Origin of the sequence: Flavihumibacter solisilvae, assembly GCF_000814475.1 — a bacterium.
Lineage (GTDB): Bacteria > Bacteroidota > Bacteroidia > Chitinophagales > Chitinophagaceae > Flavihumibacter > Flavihumibacter solisilvae.
Genome location: NZ_JSVC01000010.1, coordinates 184,681 through 199,349 on the forward strand (window position 1 = coordinate 184,681; position 14,669 = coordinate 199,349).

Sequence of the window (14,669 nt, forward strand, 5' to 3'; positions counted from 1 at the left end):
TATTTAAAATACTACCTGAATTTTTGTCTGTTTGATGTTATCGAATAACAAGGAGTGTGCTATTACTTCCTTTTTTTTGTTTTTCCCTTTGGTTTCCTCCACAACAATACCGTCTTCGGTTACTGTTTGAAGGACCCCGGAAAGCCTTGTACTGTCAGGCAGTACAACTTCAACCGTGCGACCGATATTTTTTTTGTATTGCCTCCACATTTTCAATGGCTCATCCAACCCGGGTGAGGATACTTCCAGGGAAAAATCCCCTTCAGGAAACCAGCCTGCTTCCTCGATTTTCTTGTAAAGGGCCCTGTTTATGGAGATGCACCGGGCTATCGAGACCCCTGAATCCGCATCGAGGAACACTTTAAAATTGTTTGTCGGCTTTATCCTAACCTCAACCAGAAAATAATCGGTGTCGCCATTCAGCAATTCCTGCATGAACTGGCTGACCGCCTGTATTAATGCTTCGTTTGTCATGGAAAATGAAGAAGGGAACGCTTTCGTTCCCTTCTGTTGAATCTTTATCTGGTGCAAAAATAAGGTAATAGTGGCATATATTCCAAATTACAGCTGTGTTAAGATTAACAATTACAAACCTGCCAAGCCCGTACCTTTGAACAGTTATGTTGAAAACTGTACTATTACTGTTACTGGCGTATATCGCATACCGGTTTATTTTCGGTTTCATCATCCCAGTGGCAAAAACCACCAGGCAGGTACGACGCCAGTTTAAAGCTGCCCAGCAGGATATGGAAACCCAGATGCGCGCCCAGCAGCAAGCATACCAGAACCAGCAGCAATTCAGTCAGCAGAGGGAACCGGTTCAGCCTGAGTCCAGGAAAGTATCCAAAAGCGATTACATCGATTTCGAGGAGATCAAATAACCCGCTCAGAAAGCAAGGTCACTTTCTTTTATATCCAGCACGGTTTTACCAGGCACCAGGTGAATTGCGTTGATACCTGCTTCGCGTGCGCCTTCAATATTCCCGATCGTATCATCAATAAACACTGTTTCTTCGGCCAGCAGGCCCGCGTCTTCCAGTATTATCCGGAATGAATCCGCGAAAGGCTTTCGCTTTCCGAGGATATGGGAGTAATATGCTTTTTCGAAGTAATTGTTCAGGTTTTTACCGGGGAACGACCTTTCGAAGGCTTCGTGGAAAGAATCGTAGTGGATTGAATTGGTGTTACTGTATAAAAACACCCTGTACTTTTTACCGAGGTCTTCCAGCCACTGCAACCGCTCCGGCGGAAAGTCGAGCAGCATCGCGTTCCAGGATTCTATGATCGCCTCGTCTGTAAGGGCCAGGCCGGTTTCGCGACGGAAATGCTCAAAAAACTCGAGTGGACTTACCCTGCCTACCTCGAGATCTTCAAACAAAGGCGAAGCCTGGAATTGTGAGAAATGAGTGTTGAAATCCTCTATTCCGAGTGCCCTGAACGCCTCTTCCGTTTTCTTGAAATTCAGGTTAAGCAATACTCCACCCAGGTCAAGTATGATATTCTTTATTTTCTGCATGTAAAAGCCATTACCGTTTCGTATACTCATTCGGTTTGATGATCCGGATGGCAATGTTACGAAAATCGATCGGCTGTCCTTCGCTCTGCAAGGCTATGAACCCCTTTTTAAGGAGCTTGCCGTCAATTTTCAGTTTGGGGTCGTAGTTGTTTACCACGCCGCCGCCGATCTGTGGACTGGAGTACCTCAGCACCGTATCGCCGTTGATGATGTGGGTGATCAGCGAGTCGCCAAGAACGATCGCTTCAGCCTTTACCCATTCGTCTATTTTGTAGGTCTTTGATTCTGAGTCAATGCAATGGCGCGGATCTACCCGGCCATTGTATACCACATCCGTTCCGGGTGAACACATATTCCCGGTTGGTCTCGGTGCGCCATCATCCAACGCTGCCAGGAATTGCATTTCTACGGAAATGGGCCAGTCCTGGTCTTTCCGCATTGTCCTCGGGTCCTGTGAATGCATCATGACACCGCTGTTCCTGATGGCATATCCCGGCGCCGACTTATGAAACTCCCCGGTTATGCGATACTCGAGCGATAAATGATAATATGAGAACGGTGTTTTAAAATAAAGATGACCAAACTGGTCGTTGAAATCGCCATACTGATCATAACGTACTTTGATCAAGCCATCCTCTACCCTGAACGTATTCCCGAAATTCTCCCCGACCTCATGGTGGTTGATCTTAACGATCCAGTTCTTTATGTTCTTCCCATTGAACAGCGGGATCCATTTGTTTTTATCCGGTGCATGCTGGGCAAACGAACAGACAAAAACGAACAATGCAATCGGGATGGCGGAAAACAGGTTATCTGGCTTCATGAGAACTCAAAGTAAACAGTAAAAGTCATTTACTCCAATTTATATCGGTCGATTTCAGGTCACGTGAGTTCGGGCCGATGAAAATGGTAAAGGCACCCGGTTCCCAGTCATACTTTAATTCATGGTTATAAAACTTCAGGTCGTCCGGCGAAATAGTGAAGTTCACCTGTTTTGATTCCCCGGGTTTCAGCGAAATCGTGGTGAACCCTTTTAATTCCTTCAACGGACGCGTATTGGTTCCCACCACGTCACGGATATACAGCTGCACCACTTCATCACCAGCCCGTTTGCCGGTATTTGTAACCGTTACAGTCGCTGTCAGTTTTTGCGCGCCCTTCGGTGATTTGTTGCTTACAGACACTTCACCGTAAGAGAATGTGGTATAGCTAAGGCCATAGCCAAACGGGTACAGCGGCTCATTTGATACATCAAGGTAATTGGAGCGGAATTTCTGGAACTCATTTCCAGCGAGCGGCCGACCTGTATTCTTGTGGCTGTAATAGATCGGGATCTGTCCTACATTCCGGGGAAATGTGGTTGTCAGTTTTCCTGATGGATTTATATCGCCGAATAAAACGTCAGCAATGGCAAGTCCGCCCTCGGAACCGCCGAACCAGACATTGAGGATTGCAGGGAGTTGCTTGTCCTCTTTTGACAACACCAGCGGCCTTCCGGTAAATAACACCATTACCACTGGTTTGCCGGTTTTCATCAGTGCGTCGAGCAATGCCTGCTGGCTGGCCGGCAATGTCAGTTCTGAACGGCTGGAAGATTCACCGGTCATCTCCGCAGTTTCGCCCATGGCAGCAACAATTACATCTGCGCCTGCTGCGGCTTTCAATGCCTCATCGATTAACTCGGCAGCTGGACGGTTATCCCTTTCCATTTTCTTACCGAACACGCTTACGCGCGCTTCAAGGGCAGAATCTTCGGAAACATTGGCACCTTTGGCATATACAATATTTACCCCGCTACCTGCCACTTCTGCGAGACTCTCGCGAAGGGATTTAGGCGGATTGGAGTAGTCGGCGGTTACAGCCCAGGTGCCCAGGATGTTTTCACGGCTGTTGGCAAGCGGTCCCACCACGGCAATTGTCCCTTTTTTCTGCAGGGGCAGGATATCGCCCTGGTTTTTCAGCAGCACATAGGATTTAGCAGCTGTAAGCCGGGCCTGCTTCCGGTTCGCTTCGGTGAAGATCTCGTTCTTCCTGTTCTCATCACAATACCGGTAAGGGTCATCGAACAGCCCCAGTTTATATTTTGCCTCAAGTATATTCCTGCATGCCCGGTCAATTTCAGCCATGGTCACTTTCCCTTCGCTAAGTGATTGCTTCAGTGTTTTCAGGAATCCTTCTCCCACCATATCCATGTCCACACCTGCTTTAAGGGAAAGCGCGGACACGGTCTTCAGGTCTCCGAGCCCGTGATCTATCATCTCGTTAACTGAGGTATAATCGGTAACGACCATTCCCTTGAAGCCCCACTGCCTGCGAAGGAGATCAGTCAATAGCCATTTGTTTGCCGAGGCCGGGATCCCGTCGATCTCGTTAAATGAGGTCATTACTGTTCCCACACCAGCATCAATCGCAGCTTTATATGGAGGAAGGTATTCATTATACATCCGGACCCGGCTCATGTCGACCGTATTATAATCACGGCCAGCCTCACCCGCGCCGTAAAGTGCGAAGTGTTTCACACAGGCGAGAATAGTATTATTGGCGGCGAGGTTAGTACCCTGGTAACCTTTCACCATCGCCTTTGCAATGGCTGATCCCAGGTAAGGGTCTTCACCGGAGCTCTCTGCGATCCGGCCCCAACGCGGGTCGCGGGAAATGTCAACCATCGGCGAGAATGTCCAGCAAAGGCCGTCTGCACTGGCTTCCTGTGCGGCAATTCTTGCACTTTGTTCAATCAGTTTCAGGTCCCAGCTGCATGACAGGCCAAGTGGAATCGGGAATGCCGTTTTATAGCCGTGAATGATATCCATGCCGAAGATCAGCGGGATCTTCAGGCGGGTGTTATTCACCGCAATTTCCTGTGTCTTACGGATTCGTGCAGGCGTAGTAATGCTGAAGATGCCACCTACATTACTGTTCCGGATCTTGTTGTCCACATCCTGGCTAACCGAGGAACCTGTTGTTGCTTCACCACCCACTACCAGGTTAAGTTGGCCTATCTTTTCATCCACCGTCATTTTTTTCATGAGCGCATCAATGAAGGTTTTCATTTTTGCCGGGTCGGATGTCTGGCCTGTTGCAGAAATAAACAACAATAAAACCAGGAAGAGGCTACCGGTTTTGCGGATGGCGTGCATACAGATTGATTTATTGTTTCAGTAAATATGGTTTTATCTCCTTTTGCCAGATCGCATATCCTTTGGCGTTCATATGCAGACTGTCATCCAGGTAAATATCTTTTAATGGTTCTCCATTCCTGTCAAGCATTTTACTGTACACGTCAATAAAAGCGGTATTTCTTTTGCCCTGCAGGAAATGCCTGATACGTGCGTTCGCTTCCACCATTTTCGGCATAAACTTTTTGCGGCTCGGGCTTGGCTTCATCGACACATACACTATGCCTGCACCCGGGAACCGGTTCCGGATTATTGAATATAATTGTTCAAATCGCTTCACAACTGTAGTTGCGGCGATGGCATCGCTGGATGAGATGTCATTTTCCCCGCAATAGATCACCACCTGTGCCGGCCTGTACGGAACAATGATATCATTTGAATACCGGATCACATCCGTCAGCTGTGATCCCCCGAAGCCACGGTTCACGATTGTATGACCAGGAAAATAATCTGCCACATCTTTCCACAGGGTAAAGGATGAACTGCCGATAAACAGGATTGCATTCTGCGGTGGTGCACTGATGCTGTCCATTTTTTTGAACTCACGGATGTCGTTTGCAAAGGGCAGATCCTGCGCAGTGGTACGGATAGAAACAAACAAAAGAAGCAGGAAACAGTAAAGGGTATTTCTCATTTTCATTCGGCTTTTACCGTGCTGAAACGGTTTGATTGGCCATTTTCATTAATGGCTTCAATAGTGAAATAATAAGTTTTTAGTTTATCCATGCCTTTGAAATAATATTCATTGGCATCGTGAACCATTATGCAATTGTACATCTTATCGGGTGAGGTGCCATAGTAAATATTGTAAGCATAGGCATCATCTACGGGTTTCCATTTAAGCCACGCACTTCGTTTGTCCTTTTCCGTTCTTAACACCAAAAATTGTTCTACCTCATGTGGTTTTGCCCCGTTGCCCTTACCAAATACCCGGAGCCCGCTGATGGCGAACTTACCCGTCGGCATCTGGATGTTTTCCAGCCTTACAAATCTTGCCTGCACGGGTTTTGGCAACTCCACATAATCGTGCGGAACGTCTTTTTTATTTGCGCTTTTGTCAACCAGCACATTCCACTTTTTTCCATCTGTTGAATAGAGCAACCGGTACTGGTGATAGATATCCGTCCGCTTCCCCAGGAATTCTGCATCCTGGTCCGCATAATTCACCTGCACACCATGGATCGTCGAAAGCGCACCAAGGTCACTCTGGATCCATTCGCCTTTATTTCCTGTGGCTGCGCTCCAGTAGGTTTTGATCGATTCATCTACTGCATTATTCGCCGCATAACCACCAAGGGTAGACGAAACCTGCACCGGCTTATTGTAATTCAGCAGCATCCATCCAGTGAAACGGCTTTTGAGGTGATCCGTTTCTCCTTCCGGCAGGTAGTGCGGGTAATCTCCAAAGGCGGTATTGCAATACATAACGCCGTCCTTATCGAATCCCGCAGGCCAAATCCCGTTACGCCGTTCGAAGTTGTTCTTTACCGTTATGCCTATTGTTGACACGTGCCAGTAATTGTTCCATTTATCCTGGTATGTGGCTCCGTGTCCCGCACCCCGCGCAAATCCGCCTGGTTTGAAACTTATCGGATCGGACTGCGGTGTAAAGGGTCCGAGTGGTGAATCACCGACAATTACCCCGTCGGCATAACCACTCATTTCTGTTCCCGGTGCACCATACTGGAAGTAGTATTTACCGTTGTGTTTGGTCATCCAGGCCCCTTCGATAAAGGGATCCAGGAAGGTATTGTCCATGTACTCACCGAAACGCTGCCAGCCATACCGCCAGTCTTCCAGCAGGTACATCTCCTTCCTTGTTCCAATGGGCTGAAAGGTCTTCCGGTTCATTTCCACCCCGTACAGCGGGTAGCGGTTACTGCTCCCGTTATACATATACAATTTGCCATCATCATCGAGAAAGAATGCCGGGTCCCAGCCACCGATATCGAGAGAGTCAATTGCTTCCTTCCAGTCATCCACTTTCGGGTTGGTGCTCATCCAGATGGGAAAGTCCCTGGTGTATGTGGAACCGAAAACGAGCATGGTATCGCCCATCACCCAAACTGCCGGAGCGCAGAGTTCGTCATACACTTTGTGATATGACTTGAGGAATTTGCGCGAAACAAAATTCCAGTTAAGCATATCACTGCTCCACCAGTAGCCCCACTGGTTGGTGGAGAAAAGATAATAATCCCCTTTATAGGTCACGATAACGGGATCAGCTGTAGCACGATGCTTGCCCCATTCACTGAAATTCGGAATAGGCGTATATCCATAGTCCAGGTTGATCGGGTTACAATACGTTTTCTGCTGTGCTTCAGTTGCAATGGAAAACAACATTACCATCGCAGCCAGGATCATTCTTTTCATGTCGAATTATTTTCTGCCAAACAATGCCTGGTCCACGCTGTAGCGGCCCGGACCATTGAAGAAAAATATCAGCCCGATCAGCACAAACATGAATGGATGCTGATCTTCATAAAAGATCTTTCCTTTTCCCATCCCGAAGCAGACGCCCAGCATTGTAAGTATCATTGGCCATACGGTCACCCGCGTAAAAAGTCCCAGGGTGATGCAGCAACCGCCGATGAATTCGGCAGTCTTTCCCAGGTAAGCCATTATGGCCGGGCTCGGAAACTTAAGGTCGGTAAGCCATTTGGTATATTCCTGCATTTGCTTTGCATCAAACACTTCTACGCCATGGTATACCATGAAAAGGCCGGTAATGATCCTGATAAGCGTCATGCCTGGTTCATACCAGATCTTAACGGAGGGAGAAAAGAAACTATTCATAGATGTCCTTTTTTCATCTCGTTTACTGTGTGGTCTACAGCCCTTGCAGTCAGCGCCATGTAAAGAATGGAAGGGCTTTGGTTACCTGTACTGGTCATACAGGCCCCGTCAGTTACAAACACATTCTTACAGGCATGCAGCTGGTTGAATTCATTGAGCATTGATGTCTTCGGGTCACGGCCCATCCGCACCCCGCCCATTTCATGGATATCGAGTCCGGGTGGCTGTTTGGAATCACTGGTCTGCACATCCGTTACCCCTGCTTTTTCAAGCATGGCCTTCCCCTGTACCAGGAAATCCTGCAGCATTTTTTCATCATTCTCATCATAGCCCACGGAAGTTACAAGAAGGGGCACACCCCATGCATCTTTTTTGTCTCCACTCAGCCTGACATGATTGGATTCTTTCGGGATTGTTTCACCCTGCATATACATATACACTCGCCAGGGGCCGGGTTCAGAAAGAGATTCTTTCAGCTCTGCACCGATCACCCCCGGGAAATCATCTGCGGATGGCCGGCCACGCCAGGCCCCGCTGAAAATAACATACCCACCGATAAAATCCGTGTCCTCTTTACCGAGGTTCCGGAAATTCGGGATCACGCATTCCGCCGGCCTGCGGGCAGCATTGTAGTACTGGTCAGTGAAGCCCGGCATAACACCGCTCATATAGCCCCGGTAATTATGGAAGCAGATGTATTTACCAAGTGTGCCGCTGTCGTTACCCAGTCCATTCGGGAAACGCGATGAAATTGAATTCAACAGGATGAGATTACTGTTGAGAGCCGAGCCATTCACAAAGATCACCCGTGCATGAAATTCGATCGCCTCTTTGCTAACGGCATCGATCACGCGAACGCCGGTTGCCTTGCCTTTTTGCTCGTCGTAAATTATGGAATGCACAACAGAATGGGGACGAACCACGAGGTTACCGGTTTTCTTTGCCCATGGCAGTGTGGATGTTACTGAGCTGAAATAACCTCCATAGGGACATCCGCGCATGCAAAGATTCCGGTTCTGGCATTGCCCGCGACCCTGCTGCAGGTGCAATTCTGTGGGTTCTGTCAACTGCGCCCACCTGCCGGTTATGTAATGCCGGCCAAAGTCTTTCTCCAGCACCTGCTTCATGTGCTTCTCCACGCAATTCAGTTCATACCCGGGAATAAATTCACCATCGGGCATGGAGGGTATGCCGTCCTTATCGCCACAGATGCCGGTGAATTTTTCCACATGGCTATACCATGGCGCAATGTCTTTATACCTGATCGGCCAGTCGACCGCAAACCCGAGCCTTTTGGGCGCTTCAAATTCGAAATCACTCCAGCGCTGGCAACTCCTGCCCCAGGTCAGTGACTTTCCGCCCACCTGGTATCCCCTGATCCAGTCGAAGGGTTTCTCCTGTACATAAGGATGGTCAGCGTCCTTGATGAAAAAATGCGCGGTGTCTTCGCCAAACCCCGCAGCTTTGGTGATCAGCGGGTTTTCTTTCAGGAAGGCGCGCGTCATATTGCCACGATGTTCGAACTCCCAGGGATTTTTATCATAAGTCGGGTAGTCCTTGATGTGCTCAATATTCCGGCCCCGTTCCAGGACCAGTGTTTTCAATCCCTTCTCACATAATTCTTTTGCAGCCCACCCGCCGCTTATTCCGCTGCCAATGACAATGGCGTCGTAAGTGTTTTCCAAATTCAGAATTTATTTTGACGAATTAAAATGCGGACTTTGAAAACCGAGCTTCTGCAGTCCACGTTGAATTTCGGGAATTTGCATGAAAAGATTCCAAAGGAGGCCGGAACGATAATTTTCTATCATCACGATGATCGGTCCCTGGTCAATTGCGAGGTGACTGTCTGCATACCAGCCCTGTGTTTCATTGAACGCGTCAATAAAGCCATACTGGCTCCAGATCCTGTCACCATGGTCAGTGTAAAAATGCCTGAGTGCCTGCATGGAATATTCCGGCGTGTAGGGGAAGGCAGACAGTGCGGCTGTGGGCGTTATAGTGCCGTTATCGTTGGTCGGGGAATGGGCATCATAGCCTTTATAGGTGTCACTGGCTGTAAGTCCCCAGCAATTAGCCCCATAACCCTTGAAGTGGTTCGGATTCCGCACGCAATGTTCGCGGTTGATAAGGGTGTGATTTTTATTCTGCTCCCAGTAATCGGCATAGTTGTCTTTCAGTCCGCGCGGGTCAAGACCCAGGAACGAATAATGTGAAAAGAAAAGCGGTCCGCCGTAGTCGAAGCCCAGCGGTAGTTTAATTCCATAGAATTCCTTCCCGTTCTTAAAAAAATTGCTTTCAGCCCAGCCGCGGTGGTAAACGGCAGGACTCACGGGATATCTTTCACCCGAGGCGGCCAGCACGTACATGATGAGGCATTCATTGAAACCGCGCACCGCGAAATTCATGGCCCAGCCATTGTCCGGGCTCCAGTGCCAGTACAGTACTTCCCGCCCGTCGCGGGTAAACCAGTCCCATTCAATATCATTCCACATCCAGCCAATTCGGTTACGCAATTCCGTTTCTACCTGGCCGGAACCATTGAAGTATTGGCGGGCGCATAAAAGTCCCTGGAACAGGAAGGAAGTTTCAACCAGGTCTGCACCATCGTCCTTGCGGCTGAAGGGAATGGTTTTGCCAGTTTCACCATTCAGCCAGTGCGGGAATACGCCATGGTAGGCATCCGCCTTCAGCAGGAAATTCACCATCTTCAGCAGGAAGCGGGCAGCGGTGTCCCTACCGATCCATTTGCGTTCCGTAGCGACGATAACAGCCATGATCCCGAATCCGGTGCCGCCGGTGGTGGTCACTTCGTTGCCATAGTTGAATGCCACATTACTTCGTTCCCTTGCAAGGCCGGAAACGGGGTGTGCAAAGTCCCAGAAATACCGGAAGGTTTGCTTTTGCACCAGGTCCAGCAAGGCCGAATCGCTTAGATTGGCGGGACGGGCTGCGACCGCTTTTTCGGCAACTGCTTTTTTCTTTTGTGCTGTTACGGTAAAGGAGAGGACAGCAAGCAGCGGAATTAACAGGAACTGACGAAACTTCATATTTGTTTTTTATTGCGTTACAGGTATGGTGCTGAGAAGCCGAGTGTTTTCATGCCGGTTTTCACTTCCGGGCAACTGGTAAATAATTCCCAAAGCAACCCCGACCGGTGATTCTCGATCATGACGATGATGGGGCCCTGGTCAATGGCCAGGAACGAGTCCGCAAACCAGATGTCTTTCAACGAAAATGCATCCGTGAACCCGTATTCCTTCCAGATCCTGTCGCCCAGCTGGTAATAGAAAAATTTCAGCGCTTTCATTGACTCAGCGGGAGTATAGGGCAGGGAAGAGATTGCGGCAGTAGGCGCAATGAATCCCAGGTCGTTGGTGGGTGAGCTGGCGGTATACCCGTTTTTGATATCACTCGCAGTCAGTCCCCAGCAGCGGTCACTATACCCATACTGCGATTTTGGATTGGCTACGCAGTAACTATAGTTGATGAGGGTATGGTTGGTATTCTGAACCTGGTAATTTGCATAAGGATCTGCCAGGCCGCGTGGGTCTATACCAAGAAAGGAATAGTGTGCGAAGAAAAGTGGCCCGCCCAATGCGGGACCCAGGGGAAGGGTATAGCCGTAATAAGCTGCCCCGTTTTTCATGCCCCCGTTGCCTGCCCACCCGTTATCATATACGGTCTTTGGAACGGAAAAGGTTTTTGATGATGCCCCGAGTACATAGGTGATGAGACATTCATTCCACCCTTTGATCTGCATATTGATTTGCCACTGGTAATTCGGGCTCCAGTGCCAGTACAGCACCTGTTCATCCTGTTTCCGGAACCAGCTCCATTCCACTGCATCGGCAATGGCGTTGATATCATTCCTCAGCGTTTGTTCATCTGCGTTTGCCCGGTTAAAGTATTGACGTGCGGTGAGTAATCCCTGCACCAGGTAAGAAGTTTCCACGAGGTCTGCACCGTTATCAGTTGCGCTGAAGGGCTGCACAGCCCCGGTGGCACCGTCGAGCCAGTGCGGGAATGCGCCATGAAACCTGGCAGCTTTTGTACCAAGGAAGCCGACTATAGTTTTCATGCGTTCAAGACCTTCGTTCCGGGTAATGAACCCGCGATGAATTGCCGTAACGATAGCCATGATGCCAAATCCTGAACCGCCGGAAGTAACCACATCACCGGAAGTATTGCGTTCGCGGGCAAGGCCGGAGACCGGGTGCGCCAGATCCCAGAAGTAACGGAAAGTCTGTTTCTGTACCAGGGTCAGCAGCGAGTCATCTGTAATCAGGGGAAACTTCGCAGTAGAATCAATTGGCGTTTTCAGCGCCACATTTACCGGCGATGCCAGTTTACTGCCATCATTTGCTTCAAGAGTGCTGGTAATGCGGAGCGTGAATTGGGTGAGAGGCGACAGGTTTTCACCGGGAACAATTACGATTGTGCTGTCGCGGTTATCAGTAGTTAATGATACGGGCACAAAGCTGCTTCCGCCTGCTGACAATGATACCGCGCGTTCAATAGATGATGGTTTAATGTCTTTGGCGAAAGACACGCGGATGGTGGGTTTTGATTTTACATCGGTATAACTGAAACCATTGTTGTTGCCGTCGACCGTTAATGCGGTCATATCAAATTTTGATGGTGCCGGCGGTGGTTCGGGAGCCGGTTCGTTGTCTTCCGATTTACTGCATGCGAAAATGCTGCCCAAAAGTAATCCTGCTATCAAAATCCTGGCCTTCATGCTGCAATGAAAATTGGAAATTAAAAAGTAAAAAAGGGGCTGCCTGCTGCTTCAGGCAACCCACAAAAAAACCAAATAAACCAAACTAAACTTATTTTCCCCTGGCCTCCAGTTTAACCAGTGCATTCACATCCGCATCGGAGAGGGCAACGTTGTAAACCCTGATCTCGTCCAATGCTCCCAGCAGGTAACTCGCCCAGTCCTGCTTGCCTGTTGCAGAAGTAGAGCTGGGATCGGTCTGGAACTGGGCGGTGCCGAAGATCCAGGTAGTTGCTTCATTGAAATGTAATGGCCCGAGCCCGGCAAAGGTTTTTGCCTGGATCCGTGAGCCGTTCACATACAAGGTTGCGGTTGAACTTCCTTCATTATAAGTCAGGGTCATATTATTCCAGGTACCCCAGAAATTCTGGAGTTCGTAGACGTCCGAACCTGCCTCGGTTGTATTGCTTGTGAGGATGTACTTGAATTTGGCAACAGTTTCTGATGCACCGTTTTCAAAGAACATGTTGATGTTTCCCCAGAAGCGTGACGCATGATTCAGGTTGACTGTGCCCATTATTCCATCAGGATTAAAAGGGGTGTTCACCCAATAACTGATGGTGAAGCTGGTCATATTCTGCACTTCCTCACTTGGAGTTGCCAGCACATAGACATCCTGGCCACACTGGATAGCCTGCCCTTTAATTCCGCCAGTCAGCGTTGTGCCCACGTTAGTGGCGGCTGCACCGGAGATACTGTCATTGAGGTTGCCGTTAAATCCCCAGTAGGCGACCATATTTTCAGGTGCTATTTCAGATGTGCTGGTATACCCACCGATCACGAGATCGGGTGCGTATGATTCGGGATCGAATTGTTTATAGCAGGAAGAGAACATCAAAACTGACACTGCCAGCAAGGGCAGCCATGTATTTTGCATTCGTCTCATTGTACTTCGATTTTTAGGGTGATTAATAACCAGGATTTTGAGTCAATGTACCGGCGCTCAGGTCGATCTCATTCTGGGGAATCGGCCACACTTCATTCTTACCGGCAACAAATCCTTTACCGGCGAGAACGGTTGCTGCCCTTCCCTGGCGTACCAGGTCAAAGAAGCGGTCAAATTCCATTGCCAGTTCTACCCTTCTTTCTTTCCAGATCGCCTCGCGAAGCGCTCCCTGGTCGTCTGTTGTCACATCCGGAAGAATAGCAGCGTTGCCTCCCCTGGCCCGGGCACGTACCGCATTAAGCGAAGATTTCGCCTGTGCCGGATTGCCCAACTCATTCGCAGCTTCTGCATTCATCAGCAGCACATCTGCGTACCTGATCACCCGGATGTTCTGTTCTGAACCTTCTGAGCATTCCACGTAAGTGCTGAATGGAACGTATGATTTCTGGTTATACATCGGGTTATCACCTGTAGCTGGGATCGGGTCTCCCTGCGGTGTGGTTTCGCCCCTGAAAATGATGGTTGCGTCTCGTCTTGGATCATCGGCCTCATAAGCATTCGCAAGGTCCTGGGTCGGAACATTAAATCCCCAACCACCGCCAAAGCTTGCGCGAACGCCCTGCACTTGTGAGTACTGTGAATTCGAAATGTCACAGTTTCCTGGCACATAAGCAGCCTGGATCTCGAACACGGATTCCACGCTGTTTTCATTTTGCACCCTGAAGAGTTTTTCATAATCCGGGAAAAGCGCATAACCCAGTCCCATTACCTGGTTGGTAAGATTCAGGACCTGGTCCCATTTGTTCTGGTACATGGAGACTTTGGCATGAAGCGCGAGTGCTGCACCCTTGGTTGCGCGACCGATGTCTTTGGACGGGTAAGTCTGTGGAAGCACTGCGGCTGCTTCGGTAAGGTCCTGTTCGATGGCTGCATACACTTCCTCTTTTGTTGCCCTGGGAATGTTATACTCGGAAGCGTCTACCGGTAACTTGAGGCGAAGCGGTACTCCGCCGAATGCACGCACAAGCCGGAAATAACTGTATGCGCGGATGAATTTCGCCTCAGCCAGGAAGCGGTTCTTCAATCCTTCTTCCATTGCTATCGGCGGCACATTGGCAAGTACCTGGTTGGCCAGGTTGATATTCTGGAACTGACCTGCCCAGAAGTCGAGTGTCTGTCCTTCCGTTGAAGTAGCGGTAAAGTCATCAAATTTATTCAGGAAGGTGGCGTCACTGGCGCTGGATCCTTTCTCGGTATCGTCTGAACCGAGACTTTCAATGGCAATAGGTGCGAAAGCCACATTGTTCCAGGTACGCAGGTTGGCATACATGGCATTAACAGCTTTTGCCGCATCATCTTCATTTTGCCAGAACGCTTCATTTGGTTGTTGTCCCTGCGGTGGTACATCCAGGAAACTTTTGGTGCATCCGTTGGCAACCAATAACACTGTCACCGCTGCGGTTCCCAGGAGAGTGCTGGTTATATAATTAAAACGAATCTTTTTCATACAAATGT

The 14,669-nt window shown here is 49.1% G+C and carries 13 protein-coding genes; 1 reads left to right on the forward strand and 12 read right to left on the reverse strand.

Annotation, left to right across the window (positions count from 1 at the left end):
- Positions 1-3: 3 nt before the first annotated feature.
- Positions 4-531, reverse strand: coding sequence for an LSm family protein (locus OI18_RS10165; RefSeq protein ID WP_240312752.1), 528 nt, complete (start codon positions 529-531; stop codon positions 4-6).
- 89 nt (positions 532-620) lie between these two features.
- Between OI18_RS10165 and OI18_RS10170 the strand changes: the two genes are divergently transcribed.
- A complete protein-coding gene (locus tag OI18_RS10170) occupies positions 621-881 on the forward strand; it encodes a DUF4834 family protein (RefSeq protein ID WP_039139544.1) in 261 nt (86 codons plus the stop codon).
- 5 nt (positions 882-886) lie between these two features.
- Here OI18_RS10170 and OI18_RS10175 read toward each other — a convergent pair whose 3' ends face one another.
- From OI18_RS10175 to OI18_RS10225, 11 genes are all read right to left on the reverse strand, one after another.
- Complete coding sequence (locus tag OI18_RS10175; protein ID WP_052273068.1) at positions 887-1,546, reverse strand: HAD family hydrolase; 660 nt, start codon at positions 1,544-1,546, stop codon at positions 887-889.
- Positions 1,527-2,339 (reverse strand): 3-keto-disaccharide hydrolase, encoded by an 813-nt coding sequence (locus tag OI18_RS10180; RefSeq protein ID WP_039139547.1) that lies wholly within the window; start codon positions 2,337-2,339, stop codon positions 1,527-1,529. Before OI18_RS10180 ends, OI18_RS10175 begins: the two co-directional genes overlap by 20 nt.
- A gap of 25 nt (positions 2,340-2,364) precedes the next feature.
- The gene (gene bglX / locus OI18_RS10185) at positions 2,365-4,653 is read right to left on the reverse strand and encodes a beta-glucosidase BglX (RefSeq protein ID WP_039139549.1); all 2,289 of its coding nucleotides are present in this window, start codon (positions 4,651-4,653) and stop codon (positions 2,365-2,367) included.
- A gap of 10 nt (positions 4,654-4,663) precedes the next feature.
- A complete protein-coding gene (locus OI18_RS10190) occupies positions 4,664-5,326 on the reverse strand; it encodes a GDSL-type esterase/lipase family protein (RefSeq protein WP_082037914.1) in 663 nt (220 codons plus the stop codon).
- A gap of 2 nt (positions 5,327-5,328) precedes the next feature.
- Positions 5,329-7,065, reverse strand: coding sequence for a discoidin domain-containing protein (locus OI18_RS10195; protein WP_039139553.1), 1,737 nt, complete (start codon positions 7,063-7,065; stop codon positions 5,329-5,331).
- A 6-nt stretch (positions 7,066-7,071) separates the two neighbouring features.
- Positions 7,072-7,488, reverse strand: a complete 417-nt coding sequence (locus tag OI18_RS10200; protein ID WP_039139555.1) for a DoxX family protein — start codon at positions 7,486-7,488, stop codon at positions 7,072-7,074.
- Positions 7,485-9,173, reverse strand: coding sequence for a GMC oxidoreductase (locus OI18_RS10205; protein WP_082037912.1), 1,689 nt, complete (start codon positions 9,171-9,173; stop codon positions 7,485-7,487). Before OI18_RS10205 ends, OI18_RS10200 begins: the two co-directional genes overlap by 4 nt.
- A 9-nt stretch (positions 9,174-9,182) precedes the next feature.
- Positions 9,183-10,538 (reverse strand): glucoamylase family protein, encoded by a 1,356-nt coding sequence (locus OI18_RS10210; RefSeq protein WP_039139558.1) that lies wholly within the window; start codon positions 10,536-10,538, stop codon positions 9,183-9,185.
- A gap of 17 nt (positions 10,539-10,555) precedes the next feature.
- The gene (locus OI18_RS10215) at positions 10,556-12,229 is read right to left on the reverse strand and encodes a glucoamylase family protein (protein ID WP_039139560.1); all 1,674 of its coding nucleotides are present in this window, start codon (positions 12,227-12,229) and stop codon (positions 10,556-10,558) included.
- Positions 12,230-12,320: 91 nt separating this feature from the next.
- A complete protein-coding gene (locus OI18_RS10220; RefSeq protein ID WP_039139561.1) occupies positions 12,321-13,154 on the reverse strand; it encodes a LamG-like jellyroll fold domain-containing protein in 834 nt (277 codons plus the stop codon).
- A 22-nt stretch (positions 13,155-13,176) separates the two neighbouring features.
- Positions 13,177-14,661, reverse strand: coding sequence for a RagB/SusD family nutrient uptake outer membrane protein (locus tag OI18_RS10225; RefSeq protein WP_039139563.1), 1,485 nt, complete (start codon positions 14,659-14,661; stop codon positions 13,177-13,179).
- Positions 14,662-14,669: the final 8 nt, after the last annotated feature.